A 15023-nucleotide genomic window follows, 5' to 3' on the forward strand; every position below is an offset into this window, starting at 1 on the left:
GGTGAATGGCAGCAAGGTTGGCTGAACCCTGACTGAAGACGGTTTGCGGTGATGCTGCCTAAACCGGCATATCCGCTTTATACTCCTGAACTTATCCTCAGGGCATAGCCCCACGAGAGAACAATCGAAGGAGTTTCCTGCTATGCGCTGGAGCCGTTATCTAGTTCCACTATGTATGAGTGCCGGTGTGACGCTGGCTCCCCTGGTTGCCCAGGCGGCCGAAGATGATCCATGGGAAAGCATCAACCGTCCCATCTTCACCTTCAACGATACGCTGGATACTTATGCCCTGAAGCCTCTGGCACAGGGCTATCAGGCCGTCACTCCGCAGTTTCTGGAAGATGGCATCCACAACATGTTTCGCAACATCGGTGATGTCGGCAACCTCGCCAATGACATCCTCCAGGCCAAACCTGGTGCTGCCGGTGTCGACACTGCGCGACTGTTGATGAACACCACCCTGGGCCTGGCGGGCTTCTTTGATGTCGGTACCAAGATGGGCCTGCAGCGCAATGACGAAGACTTCGGCCAGACCCTCGGTCATTGGGGCGTGGGCAGCGGTCCCTACGTGATGCTGCCGTTGCTGGGGCCAAGCACCCTGCGTGATGCGCCGGCCAAGTATGTCGACAGCTACACCGAACCCTACCGCTACATGAATGACATCCCCGCGCGCAACATCACCATGGGTGTGGATGTCGTCGATACCCGTGCCAGCCTGCTCTCGGCGGACAAGCTGATTCGCGGTGACAAATACACCTTCATTCGCAATGCCTATCTGCAAAATCGCGAATTCAAGATCAAGGACGGCAAGGTCGAAGACGACTTCTAAGCTCGACTGTCCTGCACAAACTGAAAAGGCGGCCTGATGGCCGCCTTTTTCATGGGTTGGAATCTTTACTTCATTTTAAGGATTGTAAGTCCAAGTTTCTGGCCGCCACCTTCTTGTGGGTTGACCCATACCACTTCTGTCTCTGCTTCCAGCCCCCTGAGGGCTGCGTGCTCTGAGTCGATACGTACACTCAACTGATCGCCGACCTGGAACGAACGTGGTGCCTGTACCTGCATGCCGCTGCTGGAAAGATCGATGCAGACCGCTTCGATCACCTGCCCCTGATGGATCAGCGTGACCTCTGCATCCACCCGCATGCGGATGTAATCGCGCTTTTCGCTGTAGTCACGCTGGTTTTGGTTCATGGGTTCCATCCTGCGATTGAGTTGCGGTTTTAGCGGTTTTTATAACTCCCGGTGATTTGCGGTGTAAAGACGTCAGGCGACCATCGGCATGAGCTTGAAACGCCCCGCGGATGGGAGTACCGTCTGCGCCTTAGAAGGGCACCTCTGATGGTCGGGCGTGCAGGGCTCAAGGTCCTGGCCGGGCTTGCAGAGTGGCTAGAAAGCGAATCCAGTAGCGTGCCTCAGGCCCCAGGCCAGAGCACCTACGCCAACCTAATTCTGGCGCCGTTTGCCCACATGCAAAAAACCAGTGCCACGCTGCTGATAATCGATGACGACGAAGTAGTGCGCGCGAGCCTCGCGGCCTATTTGGAAGACAGTGGCTTCAGCGTACTGCAGGCCGCTAACGGCCAGCAGGGTCTTCAGGTATTCGAGCGCGACAACCCCGATCTGGTGATCTGCGATCTGCGCATGCCGCAGATGGGCGGTCTCGAGCTTATCCGTCAAGTGACCGAACTGTCCCCGCAAACCCCGGTGATCGTGGTTTCGGGTGCGGGCGTCATGAACGATGCGGTTGAAGCCCTGCGCCTGGGCGCGGCGGACTACCTGATCAAGCCACTGGAAGATCTGGCCGTGCTCGAGCACTCGGTGCGCCGCGCCCTGGATCGTGCTCGCCTGTTGCTGGAAAACCAGCGTTACAGAGAGAAGCTTGAAGCCGCCAACCGCGAGCTCGAAGCCAGCCTCAATCTGCTCCAGGAAGACCAGAACGCCGGTCGACAGGTGCAGATGAACATGCTGCCGACCAGCCCCTGGTCGATTGACGAATTCAACTTTGCCCACCAGATCATCCCGTCGTTGTACCTGTCGGGTGATTTTGTCGACTATTTCCGTGTCGACGAGCGCCGGGTGGCCTTCTACCTGGCGGATGTTTCCGGTCATGGTGCGTCGTCGGCCTTTGTCACCGTGCTGTTGAAGTTCATGACCACCCGTTTGCTGTTCGAGTCCAAGCGCAATGGCACCTTGCCGGAGTTCAAGCCTTCGGAAGTGCTAGGCCATATCAACCGTGGCCTGATCAGTTGTAAGCTGGGCAAACACGTCACGATGGTCGGTGGAGTCATCGACGAGGAGACTGGCTTGTTGACCTATAGCATTGGCGGGCACTTGCCGTTGCCGGTGTTGTACACCCCCGACAGTGTGCGTTATCTGGAAGGGCGTGGTTTGCCGGTGGGCCTGTTCAACGAGGCCACCTACGAAGACCACATTCTGGAGCTGCCGCCGGTGTTCAGCCTGACGCTGATGTCCGATGGCATCCTGGACCTTTTGCCCGAGCCTACACTCAAAGAGAAAGAAGCAGCCTTGCCCGAACGGGTGAGGGCAGCGGGCGGCAGCCTGGATGGCTTGCGGCAAGTTTTTGGATTGGCCACGCTAGGGGAGATGCCGGATGATATCGCCCTGTTAGTGTTGAGCAGGAATCTTCAATGAGTACCGGTAGAATCCAGTTCGCCGAGCAGGATGGCACCTTCGTCCTGAAGTTCGTCGGTGAAGTGCGCCTGACCCTGTGTTCGGCGCTGGATGCGACTATTGAGCGGATTTTCACCGCGCTGAATTTTTCGGCGATCGTGATCGATCTGACAGAAACCCGCAGCATCGACAGCACCACCCTGGGCCTGCTGGCCAAGCTCTCGATCCTGTCGCGGCAGAAAGTCGGTCTGTTGCCCACCGTCGTCACCACCCACGAAGACATTACCAGGCTGTTGCAGTCCATGGGCTTCGATCAGGTGTTCAACATTGTCGATCGCCCGATTCCCTGCCCGGAATGCCTGACCGACCTGCCGTCCCAGGACCAGTCGGAAGAAGTGGTACGGGTCAAGGTCCTGGAGGCGCACAAGATCCTCATGGGCCTTAATGACTCCAACCGTGAAGCCTTTCACGATCTGGTGAATGCCCTGGAGCGTCACTGATCGACTGAAACGCTAGCGCACAAAAAAGGGCGAACCTGTGAGGGTTCGCCCTTTTTGCGTTGACGCGAAGCGATCAGAGCTTGGCAGCCAGCAGGGCTTCGAGCTTTTCCTGGTCGCGGGCGAACTGGCGGATGCCTTCAGCCAGCTTTTCGGTGGCCATGGCGTCTTCGTTGGAAGCCCAGCGGAACTGTGCTTCGTTCAGGCTCTGGCGAGCTTCACCGGTCTTGCCCGGGCTCAGCTTGCGTTCCAGCTTGCCGGTGTCGGCGGCCAGCTTCTCAATCAGATCCGGGCTGATGGTCAGGCGATCGCAGCCGGCCAGTTGCTCGATCTGGTTGAGGTTGCGGAAGCTTGCCCCCATGACCACGGTCTTGTAGTCATTGGCCTTGTAGTAGTTGTAGATGCGGGTAACCGACTGCACGCCCGGATCGTCAGCGCCCTGATAGTCGTTGCCGGTAGCCTTCTTGTACCAGTCGTAGATCCGCCCTACGAATGGCGAAATCAGAAACACCCCGGCTTCGGCGCAGGCCACGGCCTGGGCGAAGGAAAACAGCAGGGTGAGGTTGGTCTGGATGCCTTCGCGCTCCAGCTTTTCGGCGGCGCGGATGCCTTCCCAGGTAGAGGCGATCTTGATCAGCACCCGATCACGGCCGATGCCGGCCTTGTCATACAGCTCGATCAGCCGATGGGCGCGCTTGAGCATGGCTTCGGTATCGAACGACAGGCGGGCATCCACCTCAGTGGAAATACGGCCCGGAATGACCTTGAGAATCTCCTGGCCGACAGCCACGCCGAAACGGTCGCTGGCCAGGCCGACATCGCCTTTGCAGTCGTTGACGCAGGCATTCAGCAGATCGGCATAACCCGGGATGGCCGCAGCCTTGAGCAGCAGCGAAGGGTTGGTGGTGGCATCCACCGGCTTGACCCGGGCGATGGCGTCGAAGTCACCGGTATCGGCCACTACGGTGGTGATTTTCTTCAGTTGTTCCAGCTTGGAAGTCATGAGCGTGCTCTGTCCTATGGGTCTGACGACATTACCCGAGCGCTGTCAGGCGCTCAAGGGCGCGGAATGCTAACTACGGCCCCAAAGTCCGTGACCTGAAAACAGTCGTTTGAATGGTGGGGCACTGTCCAGTAGATACGATGCCAAAAGCCCGGCCAGGTTCAACCCGGCCGACGCTTAACGTCCTTCCAGCAACTGTCCGGCCTGATCCAGCAGGGCCAGCGGATCCTGGGTCTTGTGGATATCCACCGACAACAGCTGGCGGAACTTACGAGCACCGGGGAAGCCCGTGCCCAGCCCTAGGACATGGCGCGTGATGTGGTGCATGGCGCCACCGGCAGCCAGGTGCTCGGCAATATAGGGGCGCAACCGGGCCAGCGCCTCGGCCCGGGAAATCACCGGCTCAGTGCTGCCAAACAGCTGCTGGTCTACCTCGGCCAGCAGATAGGGGTTGTGATAGGCCTCACGGCCCAGCATCACCCCATCGAAAGTCTGCAGATGTTCATGACAGTCCTCGAGGGTCTTGATCCCACCGTTGAGGATGATTTCCAGCTGTGGGAAATCCGCCTTCAATTGCGCCGCCACGTCGTAGCGCAGCGGGGGAATGTCCCGGTTCTCCTTGGGCGAGAGGCCTTCGAGAATGGCGATTCGTGCGTGCACGGTAAAGCTGCTGCACCCGGCTTCCATGACCTGGCCGACGAAATCGCATAGCTCGGCATAACTGTCGCGCCCGTTGATACCGATCCGATGCTTGACCGTCACGGGAATCGACACCGCATCGCGCATGGCTTTCACGCAATCGGCCACCAGCGCCGGATGGCCCATCAGGCAGGCACCGATCATGTTGTTCTGCACCCGGTCGCTGGGGCAACCGACGTTGAGGTTGACCTCATCGTAGCCATGCTCCTGGGCCATGCGCGCGCACGCCGCGAGATCCGCCGGCGTGCTGCCCCCCAGTTGCAACGCCAGAGGGTGCTCGGACGGGTGGTAGCGCAGGAAGCGCTCGTGATCACCATTGAGCAGCGCACCCGTGGTGACCATTTCGGTGTAGAGCAAGGTGTGCTTGGACAGTAGGCGCAGGAAGAATCGGCAGTGACGGTCCGTCCAATCCATCATCGGCGCCACACTGAAGCGGCGAGACGGCTCGGAACGGTAAGAGCTAATATTTACGGGTGCTTCAGGTTTTTCGAGGTTCATTGATACTGATCTTTTATACAACGGTTTTTGCCCATTTTTCCTTGTTTTTCGGGGTTGGTTACTACAATGTAGCAATCGATATCGGCAATGTAGCAACTGGAAATGGGCACGATCACAGCACGTAAGCGCAAGGACAACTCGACAGCCTACACGGCGCAAATTCGGATCAATCGGGATGGCAAGACAGTTTATCAGGAAAGCCAAACCTTCGACCGTAAGCAGGTCGCTCAGGCATGGATCAAGCGCCGGGAGACTGAGTTAGCCCAGCCGGGTGCTATTGAGCGAGCCAGTAGGAAAGGGATGACTATCAGAAGGATGATCGAGCAGTACCTGGATGAGTACGAGAAGATCCGGCCGTTAGGGAAGACAAAGCGTGCCACCTTGAATGCAATCAAGGATACCTGGCTGGGCGATCTCGACGATTCGGTACTCACCAGTCAGAAGTTGGTGGAGTTTGCTCAGTGGCGGATGGGGCATGAGGGTGGTGGCGTGCAGGCGCAGACGGTTGGTAACGACTTGTCGCATTTGGGGGCAGTGTTATCCGTAGCGCGGCCGGCTTGGGGCTATCAGGTAGATCCGCTGGCTATGCCTGACGCTCGTAAAGTGCTACGCAAGCTCGGCATGGTCAGCAAGAGTAAGGAGCGCAACCGTCGGCCTACGCTGGAAGAGCTGGATAAGCTTATGGCACATTTCTTCGAAATGCAGGCGCGTCGCAAGGCTCACATCAATATGCCGAAGATGATCGCTTTCGCCATCTTCTCGACACGCCGGCAGGAAGAAATCACGCGGATTCGCTGGGACGATCTCGATGAGTCTCGACAGGCCGTCCTGGTGCGGGACATGAAAAACCCCGGACAGAAGATTGGTAATGACGTGTGGTGTCATCTACCTGATGAGGCCAGGGCGATTCTGCACAGCATGCCCAGAGTTGCGAGGGAGATTTTTCCTTATAACGCCAAGTCGGTCTCGGCGTCCTTTACGCGAGCGTGCCCGATGCTTGGGATTGAAGATCTGCATTTCCATGATTTGCGACACGAAGGGGTGAGTCGGCTCTTTGAGATGGGCTGGGACATTCCGCGGGTGTCGAGTGTGTCGGGGCATCGAGACTGGAACTCGCTCCGAAGGTATACGCATTTACGCGGCCGGGGTGACGTTTACAAAGACTGGGCCTGGCTTAAAGCAATAATTCAGTCGTGATTTTAAGTGCATAGATCTCAATGTGTTGAATTGAGTGCCTCTGCTGAATGTGGTATAAGTCCATAATTTTTGAGTAGGTTTTTTAATGGAAGCTTCAGTCGCTGATATGGCTATAGTAAAAAAGAAGACTGAAGGCAATGGTCCCTCATCTAATTCACATAAAGTTGTCAGTTTATTTTGTGGCGCGGGTGGCCTCGATCTAGGATTTACCAACGCTGGTTTTGAAGTTTGCTATGCGGCTGATTATGACGTAGCGGCAATCAAAACATACAATAGAAATCATCCTGGCAATCTTGGGCGCGTCGTTGATTTGTTGGCCACAACTGTAGAGCAGCTATGCGATTCTATCGTTGAAGCATGTGGTGAGAATCCGGAAATTTCCGGAATTATTGGCGGGCCTCCTTGTCAGGGCTTTTCTCGCGGCAATGTTGGGCGTCATGCAGAAGATCCACGAAATCAATTGGCGCTCAAATATGCAGCTATCGTAAATTCGTTTTATGAAAAATTTGGCTTGAAGTTTTTCGTGTTTGAAAACGTGCCGGAGATACGGGCTCAGAAGAATAAAAGTTTTTTGGAAGGGTTGCGTAAAGAACTTTCGCAAAACTTTAATATTTATGAGCAAGAACTGAATGCCAGTAACTACCAAGTGGCTCAAGCTCGCCGGCGTCTATTTATAGTTGGTGTGTGTAAGAGCTCTAGTGTTAGTGAATTTAAATTTCCAGCGCCATCTCCTTTGAAGGAGAAAGTCGTTGGTGACGTCATTAGGGATTTGCCCGATCCCGTTTATCTGTCTAGCAAGTTGGTTGCAGAGTCGATTCCGTATCATCAGAATCATTGGACATCCCAGCCGAAATCAAAGCGATTTGAAACTGGTGTGATGCCCGTCGGCGGACGTTCATTTATTCAATTGGATTGGAGGAAACCAAGTAGAACCGTGGCCTATGGAAATCGTGAGATACACGTGCATCCAAATGGTAAGCGTCGTCTAAGTATTTATGAGGCTATGCGGCTGCAAGGTTTCCCTTTCAAATATGTCCTGGAGGGAAACATGAGTCAGCAAGTCAAACAGGTTTCCAATGCTGTACCACCTCCGGTCGCGGAAAGAATAGCACAATCCATCATGGAACAAGTATTGTAGGACGAGACGGTTATGGAAGACCTCGGTAGAAAAAGTAACTTTTCCGAAGAAGAGTTAGAGCTTCGGGAGCAATTATCGAAAACGAAGTTTTACGACGAGCCTGTTGTGGCGACGTTAAAAACTAATGAGCGTGTTTTTGCTAGAATCACAGACGGCATCTATCGAGAGCCCGCTTCAGCGCTGCGCGAGTTAATCGCGAACTCATATGATGCAGATGCGACAGAGGTCAGGGTTTTTACTGATGCTCCACGATTTTCAAAAATAGTTGTTCGAGACAATGGTCATGGTTTAGATGAAAATACCTTGGCGCACATTATCTGTAATATCGGCGGTAGTTTAAAGCGTAGTAAAGATGGTAAGTTTCACGATGTAACTAGTGAGGCTGATAAGAATTTAAGCCCCGGCGGGCGGCGATTGATCGGTAAACTAGGCATCGGTTTGTTTTCTGTATCGCAAATTACCCATCATATTGTCATCGTTTCGAAGATCAAAGGTGCTAATAAGCGCCTGGTTTGCGACATTATTCTACGTCCTCAGTCCGAGGTTGTTGCTGATATCGATGAAGATACCTATGTAACGGGTAAGGCTGAAATTACATACGTACCGGCCGAAGATATTGAGCATTCTGGAACGGAAATTACGTTACTTAAAGTGCGTCCTTTTGTTCGAGAAAGCTTGCAGTCTAAACTACTTTGGAATGCAATACAGTATGAGCGTCAAGCAGGTGAGGGCGAAGACGAGGCTGAGGAAGTAGAGTTTGACCTTGAGGAAGAGTTAAAAGAGTTGCCTCGGGTTCCAGACTTTCATATTGGTGAAGTTGACCCTGCCGACTCCGAGAAACTCATTACTACGGCAAAACTGCCTTGGTTGCCTGTCGATAGGCCTTTAGATCGGTTTAAAAAGCTTGTATCGGAAGTTACTCAGCTGACGGTAGACGCGAAGCGAGGTAATGTAAAGCTGAAGGAATGTTTGGACGAGTATCTGAGAATGATATGGTCGATTAGTCTTTCGGTTCCAGTCCAATATATCGAAAAGCACCCTTTTGACGTTAAAGCGTCCGACAATGTTGATGTCTATTTGATTAGCAATGGGGGGCGAGGCACTGCAGCGACAAAGGTTGAGCTGACGGAGTCTGAAACAATCGAGTCTAAACTGGGTTTCTCGGCTAAGCGCACTGAAAGTGAACTTCCGTTTTTGGTAATTATTGACGATGTAGAGTTGCGTAGGCCAATTTCTATCGCAGGAGAGGCGGATAGAAAGAAGGGCCAGCTCATGTTTGTGGGTAGTGCTAACCCCTCGCTAAGCAGCGTCCCTGAGAGCTACAGGGGCGGCGAGCTTGAATTTGAATACTACATGCTCTGGAATCATAAAGTTGTTCCGCTGGAGCATAATGGCTGTCTAATTCGCATCAATGGCGCCAATGGAACTCTTTTTGATAAATCGTTTTTGGAATATCAAATTTCGGAGCAGACGAGGTTGCGACAGCTTACCGGTGAGGTTTTTGCGGTAAAAGGTCTTGACTCTGCTTTAAATATTGATCGTGAATCTTTTAATATTGCTCACCCGCATTATCAGTATTTAAAAAAGTGGATGCATAATGCGCTCAGACAATTCATGAGCAAAAGTAAGGCTCTGAATAAGGATGATGCAACAGTAAAGAATAAAGCGAAAATTGATGAGATTAAGGCGAACATAAACTCCATAGTCGAGTATTTTACAGAGACTAAAAAAGTTAGTTTTTATTCATCGGTAAAAGGTGAGCAGCCTTCGCTTTTGGATGAGCCGGGGTCGGTAAGTGTCGATCGAAGTGTTGTGTTCTCCTCGGCTCGACCGGTCACTAGCACAGAAAAGGCGAGGATGGGGCTGCATGAGGAAAAACTTGTCGCCGTCGCTAATATTCTAGAATCATATGGTCTGTTATCGAGTTTGAGTCCTTCGGAAGTAGAGAAGCTTATAAGTGCTATTGGTAAAATCTTTCTCTTGGATATTAAGAAATGATAGGCATGGATCGCGGTGACGAGCTGGAGTCAGATCTTGGTTATGATGATGTTGCTCATGCCAAAGTTTCTTTAAAGACAAAGTTTTTACCTTGGCATAAGCCGAGGAAGCAATACATTAGAAACAATCAGTGGAATAGTGTGATAGTTAGTCTCGTTGATGCATTGGATCTTAAAGCTAAGGCAAGGTCGTTGGAGTACCTCAGCCTTCCTGGGCCAGACCTGCTTGATGTGCGATCACTTTATACTGCTTGTGCGGATAAGGAGGTTAGTATTAGGTTTACCGGCCTTAACGCCATTGCGGTTGAGGATAAAGAGTCAACAATGGATCAGCTTATATCTCTGGATGAACTGCGCGGTCTGAAATATATAGATCCCTCATCCGATGTATATCGCGATCAGTTAGAGCGCTTGTCGAATAGAAATTCAATTGCTTATCAGAAAGTTATTAAGCAGGCATCTACGTACGATGTGATTAATATTGATTTGTGTGGGAGCTTTTTGGAGTCCCCTCCTAAAGAGAATGAAAGTAACTACTATAAAGCCTTGTTTGAGCTGTTGAGGTATCAAGCAGATAACCGCACTGAGGATTGGTTGTTTTTCATTACTACCCGCACAAATCGAGATATGGTGCATGCCGAGACTTTTGAGCGTTTTGTGAAGGTTTTGGAAGATATTTTTGATATTGATCAGGCTGTTTATGATAGGTGTAATGACCTGAAAGTTTTCGGTGAAGGTGTACTGGTTGGTCGGCGAATAGATAAATCTAAAGTTGGCCCGGCTTCTTTTAATAATTTGGTTAGTGCAGGGATCGGTAAATGGGTTTTGAGCGCCTTGACGGCTGAGACTCCTGCATACAAGTCGAAGATGCTGAAATTGTTCGGCTACAACGTATTGCTCGATCCGGAATCGACGTGCGATATGATCTCTTTCGGATTTTGGTGTACGAAGATGCCGACGAAGGCGCTTGATGCTTTTGGTCTGGCTGGTGGTGTTAATCTAAATAGCGAAGATGCCGATACCACAATAAGTAAATGTCGTTTATCCGTCATTGACTCGATCTCGAAGATTGTAGACGTGGATCAGTACCTTGCAAATGATGAAGCTTTTGAAGAGGTCCTTCGCTCATCTGTAAATCTGATGAGGTCCGCGCGATATGATGTGGATAGCTATGAAGCTTGGGCTAGAGACGAGCACGTTAAAGTGAAGCAACTATTAGCGGTTCGCGCTTAGTTCTGTAAGAGCAGGGTGTAGACGTTTCAATCTACACCCTGCTTATAGAGGCCAGTCGTTATCTTCCCATTAGCTTCTCGTGATCTGATTTGGCTTTCGTTCTTTGTTGATCAATGTAGTTTGCTAAATCCACCAAATGTACGCCCAGTGCTGCTTTCTGAGATTCTGCCCCCAATCGAACAATTGGTATATCTATCTCGCCAGATGAGCACTTCAGTTTGAATTTTTCAATCGTCAAACCCATGTAGTCGGTACACACTTGACCGATTGGTATGACTGCTTGTCCTTGATACTGCGCCATCAGTAAAAAGAGTGTGTTCATGATCTCTCCTGCCGAGTATTCATCGCCAGAGAGATGTGGCTAAGTCTCAGAGAATCTAAAATGGGTCTCTTCCGTGCTCGCCATAGCTTTGCTGTGAATTTTGCTCTATCTGCGTAATGCTTGCGGGTGAACGTGTTGGATGGGCTCGACCCGGTTGTCCGAATGTACGTGTTGCGGTTTGCACATTTCTGCAGTCCTTCTGGTATCGGTAACTCTTTCTCGTATTCGGTTCGTTCGTCGCTGTTAGGGGAGGGCTTAAACCCCACAACAGGCTGCGCGGGCGGGCGTTCCTGAGTGATGAGCTTTGCATCAGGGTTGACTGCCTCGCGCAGCTTTTCCTGGGGTGTAAGCGCCTCGCTGGTGCTGCAGCAAAGAGTAGTAATGCCTGCTGCTGCGCAGCAGAGGCTGTTGTTTACAGGCGTGGCGATTCTGCGGGCGTTGCAGAGCAAAGCGGCCTTACCCTGGTGGTGGATCTGTTCGACCTGCATGCCGCTTTTCTCTGGCGTCTCGATCTTGTGATCCATCACGCGACCTCCTTGGCCAGGTCGGCCAGTAACAGCGCGTTGTCGGTGTTCTTCTGCAGCCGGCGGAAAGCCTCGCTCCCGATCAGGGTCTTTACCTGCCGTTCAAACTCTTTCCGGTAGCGGGTCAGGGCGCGCAGTTCAGCGTTGGCTTTCTGGTACTGCTGGTGCAGCTCGCCGGCGGCCTGTGGCGTAAGGCGTAGCAATACGGGTGGGCGGCTCATGCGGCTTTCTCCTGTGCTGCTGGCTCCACTAGGGCGGCCATGGCCAGGGCTTGATCGCGCAGTGAGCGCGAGTCTCTTTCGAGCTTTTTCCCTGTTTTGAAGGCGCTGAAGGTGTCGGCGGCGATGCGCAGCAGATCTGCGATGGCCAGTAAGCTCTTCCGATGTGCTGGCTTGAGGGTTTGGCTGTCCTGCAGGCGTTCGTGGAGTTCCGCAAGCCGTTGGTTATCGGCCCGCATGAACTTGAGGGCGGTTGTCAGCTCGCGCAGAGCTCTCGCGTTGTCCGCTTCGGCAAATGCTTTGCCTTCCTCGATCCCGGCCTCTCGGCCATTGCTTCGGCCTATCAGGTAACCGGCCCAGTAGAGTAGGGCGACGGTGAGTATCAGGCCGATCAGGGCAATGATCTGTATATGGGTCATGTGGTGTGCTCCGGTGGGTTTGGCTGGTGGTGGCAGCCGTTGGGTTATTGGTCGTGCTCGTTGGCGTCGTGCTGTTGCTTGGCGTGTTCTTCATCTGCCCGGTAGGCGCGGATGTCGATCAGTGCGGCAACGTGGCGGATGTGTGCGTACTTCGGGGCCTTGCGGCTGTTGTCTAGGGTGGTGATAGGCAGTTGAATGCGGCCGCTGCTTATCTCGGCCGCAAACGACTGTTCGTTCAGGTTGCGGAAGTACTGCACGCGGATCTTTTCCAGCGGGATCAGTACATCGCCGAAGGTGCGATACAGCAGCTCGACGGTGGCGGTTTCCGGTGCTGGCATCAGGCGCAACGGGGTCTGGTTGGCGTTACTCATTGGCTTGCTGGCTCTCCATGCGTTGGCGGCGTTTCGGGTGGTTCCAGGTGATCAGGCAGTGGGCTTTGGTCAGCTCGCGCAGATGCTCGGGTACCTCAAGGAGCGCAGCGTTGCGCTCCTCTTTGGTCCGTAAGGCAATGATCTGGCGGGCGTACTCCCTAGGCCACGTCACGGCGGTCTGCCGGGATGGCGGGCAGGGCGAGGCCCAGTTGCTCGGCTAGCCAGGGGATGCCGGCCTGCCGTACCCGTGTTGACTGGCTGTACTGCATGCCGAGTCTGTCGTGGTACCAACTGCCGTCCTTAATGCGCAGGTACTCGCGATCCCGCACCGGGAAGGCCGGCAGGTTGTGTTCGGTGAGTAGGTGCTTTTCGCGCATTAGCTTGATCAGGACAGGACGGGTGAGGCCGAAGTACTTGGCGGTCTTTTCAAGGTTGCGTTCCATGACCACCTCCTAAGCCGCGTGCGCGGCGGGAGTAGCCAGCGCTGCCAAGTGAAGGATGGATTCGCAGACGTCCTGGTACATCTGCACGTCGCTGCCCGAGACGGTGAAACACTTGGTTCGTGGGCTTTTGACGCCGATGCTCAGGATAATGGTGACGCCCCTGCGCGTTCGCGTGCGGTGAACAGCCAGACGAATCGGCAGTTCAAACCCGAGATCCAGATCGAGGAAGCCACCCAGGCACACCACGCCAAACACCTGCTCGCGCTGTTGGACGCTGAAGGCTCCGAACACGCGCTCGGCGTGCCGTGGTGGAGCCAGCTCGGCGTTAGGATCGATTGGGCCGTTGGCGATTTCTTCGATGAAGTCAGCCAGCTTCAGGTGGGCTTTCTTGTCGTTGGCCAGAGTCAGCGTGTGGCGTTCGCTGCCGACCTCGATAACAAAAGTGGTGTCTGCCGGGCTGCGGTCAACCTTCAGCCGAAGCTTCAACGCTGTGCGCTGTGGTGAATTGCGCAGGGTGTGGTGGAAGGTTTCGCTCAGGTTGACCTGGGCCTTGAGCAACTGCAGCGTGCGGTTGTCGACTCTGAATTTGCTCATGCCGCGTTGCCTCCGCCGTTCGGATCGAAGGGGGAGGGTCTGCGGCTTTTTGCCACGAGCTTAAGTTTTCTGTCGTGAAGAACAACCAGGCAGCCGGTGTTGGATTGCAGCTGCTCGATCAGTTTTGGGTTTCTGGCACATGCCGGATGGACGTGCAGTGTCGCGGTGGTGTGCATGGTATTGCCTCGCTCTGTGGTGGAAGAGTGAGGCAAATATCACGTAATGTGTTTGTCGATGTCAATACGCAGTGTGGTTAAATGTCGGCCGAATTATGGAGAAAGCGTGATGACTTCAAAATTCCCCCTACAAGGTGAATGTCTAAAACGTCTTCTTTTGGCACGTGAATGGGGGCGTGCAGACCATTAATACTGTCGAGCCTGTACATCCCATCACGTAGGTATATGAACTCTTTGATCATTGTTCTACCCGATGTGGTTCGGACCATCACCTCATCACCGCTGTAAAAGCTTTTGTTGGGCTCAATTAGGACAAATTCCCCGTTTTTTATTCGGGGCAACATGCTGTCGCCTGTCACTTTGAGCCCATAAGCATCAGGATCATCGCTGTGGATATTCAGATATCCATCATCATGTCCTGGTGGCAGGGCGAGCTCTTCGAAATAGCCCTCATTACCCAACTGAGCATTGCCTGTAACGGGCACTGTCCCGTCTTTTGCCCATCCTATATTGCTGCTTACAGGCTGCCCTTTATCGCTAGAGCGGCCGAACTCCCTGACAGCTCGATCCTCAGAGCGAACACGGCCTTGGATGTGCTCGGGTAACGATTCAATTTCGGATCGATCGCGGCCCGCTACCAGGTCGGGTAATGACACCCCGAGGGCAGTAGCAAGTATTTCTAAATCTTGCAGATTAGGTTGGCGTGTTCCTTTCTCATAATTGCCAATACGAGATTGGGACTCCCACCCACAGGCATGAGCAAGAGCCTGTTGGCTCATGCCGGTAGCCTTTCTTAATTGCTTGATGCGATTGCCTAGTGTGTTCATGTGCTTTTTTTACCACGATATGAAATTTATTTTTCACACTTTGCGTGTTGAAAAGTTCACGTTTCGTGCTTAAGATTGCCCCGTGTTATCGGAGACCCCTTATGAACCGTATTGCTGAGCACCGAGAGAAAGCAGGTATTAGGCAAAGAGATTTGGTGGTTGAGCTTGGTTGGACGCAGACGCGTGTTAGCAATTACGAGGCCGGGCGGCGCAATGCTGGGCTTTCGGAGTGT

The 15023-nt window shown here is 53.2% G+C and carries 20 protein-coding genes; 8 read left to right on the forward strand and 12 right to left on the reverse strand.

Features of this window, described 5'->3' with window-relative positions:
- The first annotated feature begins 142 nt into the window (after window positions 1-142).
- Entirely contained in the window at window positions 143-829 is a 687-nt protein-coding gene (locus BM382_RS25170) for an MlaA family lipoprotein (protein WP_011060290.1), read from the forward strand.
- Window positions 830-894: 65 nt separating this feature from the next.
- Here BM382_RS25170 and BM382_RS25175 read toward each other — a convergent pair whose 3' ends face one another.
- Window positions 895-1194 carry a PilZ domain-containing protein gene (locus BM382_RS25175; RefSeq protein ID WP_011060291.1) on the reverse strand — a complete coding sequence of 100 codons (300 nt, stop codon included), beginning with the start codon at window positions 1192-1194 and terminating at the stop codon, window positions 895-897.
- A 276-nt stretch (window positions 1195-1470) separates the two neighbouring features.
- Between BM382_RS25175 and rssB the strand changes: the two genes are divergently transcribed.
- Both rssB and rssC read left to right on the forward strand, forming a co-directional pair.
- Window positions 1471-2655, forward strand: coding sequence for a two-component system response regulator RssB (gene rssB / locus BM382_RS25180; protein ID WP_026020041.1), 1185 nt, complete (start codon window positions 1471-1473; stop codon window positions 2653-2655).
- A complete protein-coding gene (gene rssC, locus BM382_RS25185; protein ID WP_003218919.1) occupies window positions 2652-3134 on the forward strand; it encodes an anti-sigma factor antagonist RssC in 483 nt (160 codons plus the stop codon). The genes rssB and rssC overlap by 4 nt, the downstream gene beginning before the upstream one ends.
- A gap of 73 nt (window positions 3135-3207) precedes the next feature.
- On the opposite strand, the gene tal is transcribed toward rssC, so the two are convergent.
- Together tal and dusA are read right to left on the reverse strand one after the other, a co-directional pair.
- Window positions 3208-4134 carry a transaldolase gene (gene tal / locus BM382_RS25190; RefSeq protein WP_011060293.1) on the reverse strand — a complete coding sequence of 309 codons (927 nt, stop codon included), beginning with the start codon at window positions 4132-4134 and terminating at the stop codon, window positions 3208-3210.
- A gap of 177 nt (window positions 4135-4311) precedes the next feature.
- Complete coding sequence (gene dusA, locus BM382_RS25195) at window positions 4312-5331, reverse strand: tRNA dihydrouridine(20/20a) synthase DusA (protein WP_072444136.1); 1020 nt, start codon at window positions 5329-5331, stop codon at window positions 4312-4314.
- 102 nt (window positions 5332-5433) lie between these two features.
- On the opposite strand from dusA, the gene BM382_RS25200 reads away from it, so the two are divergent.
- From BM382_RS25200 to BM382_RS25215, 4 genes are all read left to right on the forward strand, one after another.
- Window positions 5434-6528 (forward strand): site-specific integrase, encoded by a 1095-nt coding sequence (locus BM382_RS25200; protein WP_072444133.1) that lies wholly within the window; start codon window positions 5434-5436, stop codon window positions 6526-6528.
- An 85-nt stretch (window positions 6529-6613) separates the two neighbouring features.
- The gene (locus tag BM382_RS25205) at window positions 6614-7666 is read left to right on the forward strand and encodes a DNA cytosine methyltransferase (protein ID WP_083541082.1); all 1053 of its coding nucleotides are present in this window, start codon (window positions 6614-6616) and stop codon (window positions 7664-7666) included.
- A gap of 12 nt (window positions 7667-7678) precedes the next feature.
- Window positions 7679-9664: an ATP-binding protein gene (locus BM382_RS25210; protein ID WP_072444129.1), complete on the forward strand. Its 1986-nt coding sequence runs from the start codon at window positions 7679-7681 to the stop codon at window positions 9662-9664.
- A gap of 5 nt (window positions 9665-9669) precedes the next feature.
- Window positions 9670-10896, forward strand: coding sequence for a PP_RS20740 family protein (locus BM382_RS25215; RefSeq protein WP_139187236.1), 1227 nt, complete (start codon window positions 9670-9672; stop codon window positions 10894-10896).
- Window positions 10897-10954: 58 nt separating this feature from the next.
- On the opposite strand, the gene BM382_RS25220 is transcribed toward BM382_RS25215, so the two are convergent.
- The 9 genes from BM382_RS25220 to BM382_RS25265 form a co-directional block, all read right to left on the reverse strand.
- Entirely contained in the window at window positions 10955-11218 is a 264-nt protein-coding gene (locus tag BM382_RS25220; protein ID WP_072444124.1) for a pyocin activator PrtN family protein, read from the reverse strand.
- Window positions 11215-11742, reverse strand: coding sequence for a hypothetical protein (locus BM382_RS32000; protein WP_072444122.1), 528 nt, complete (start codon window positions 11740-11742; stop codon window positions 11215-11217). The genes BM382_RS25220 and BM382_RS32000 overlap by 4 nt, the downstream gene beginning before the upstream one ends.
- Entirely contained in the window at window positions 11742-11963 is a 222-nt protein-coding gene (locus BM382_RS25230; protein ID WP_072444120.1) for a hypothetical protein, read from the reverse strand. The genes BM382_RS32000 and BM382_RS25230 overlap by 1 nt, the downstream gene beginning before the upstream one ends.
- Window positions 11960-12379: a hypothetical protein gene (locus BM382_RS25235; RefSeq protein WP_072444118.1), complete on the reverse strand. Its 420-nt coding sequence runs from the start codon at window positions 12377-12379 to the stop codon at window positions 11960-11962. The genes BM382_RS25230 and BM382_RS25235 overlap by 4 nt, the downstream gene beginning before the upstream one ends.
- 44 nt (window positions 12380-12423) lie before the next feature.
- Window positions 12424-12750: a pyocin activator PrtN family protein gene (locus BM382_RS25240; RefSeq protein ID WP_072444116.1), complete on the reverse strand. Its 327-nt coding sequence runs from the start codon at window positions 12748-12750 to the stop codon at window positions 12424-12426.
- 158 nt (window positions 12751-12908) lie between these two features.
- Window positions 12909-13193 (reverse strand): phage antirepressor KilAC domain-containing protein, encoded by a 285-nt coding sequence (locus BM382_RS25250; RefSeq protein WP_072444114.1) that lies wholly within the window; start codon window positions 13191-13193, stop codon window positions 12909-12911.
- 9 nt (window positions 13194-13202) lie between these two features.
- The gene (locus BM382_RS25255) at window positions 13203-13787 is read right to left on the reverse strand and encodes a hypothetical protein (protein ID WP_072444112.1); all 585 of its coding nucleotides are present in this window, start codon (window positions 13785-13787) and stop codon (window positions 13203-13205) included.
- Window positions 13784-13963, reverse strand: a complete 180-nt coding sequence (locus tag BM382_RS25260; RefSeq protein WP_072444110.1) for a hypothetical protein — start codon at window positions 13961-13963, stop codon at window positions 13784-13786. Before BM382_RS25260 ends, BM382_RS25255 begins: the two co-directional genes overlap by 4 nt.
- A gap of 77 nt (window positions 13964-14040) precedes the next feature.
- Window positions 14041-14790, reverse strand: coding sequence for an XRE family transcriptional regulator (locus BM382_RS25265; protein WP_072444108.1), 750 nt, complete (start codon window positions 14788-14790; stop codon window positions 14041-14043).
- Between the two features lie 101 nt (window positions 14791-14891).
- On the opposite strand from BM382_RS25265, the gene BM382_RS25270 reads away from it, so the two are divergent.
- Window positions 14892-15023: helix-turn-helix domain-containing protein (locus BM382_RS25270; RefSeq protein WP_139238032.1), on the forward strand; the 132-nt coding region annotated here is incomplete at its 3' end.

This window comes from Pseudomonas sp. NFPP25 (assembly GCF_900116505.1).
GTDB lineage: Bacteria > Pseudomonadota > Gammaproteobacteria > Pseudomonadales > Pseudomonadaceae > Aquipseudomonas > Aquipseudomonas protegens.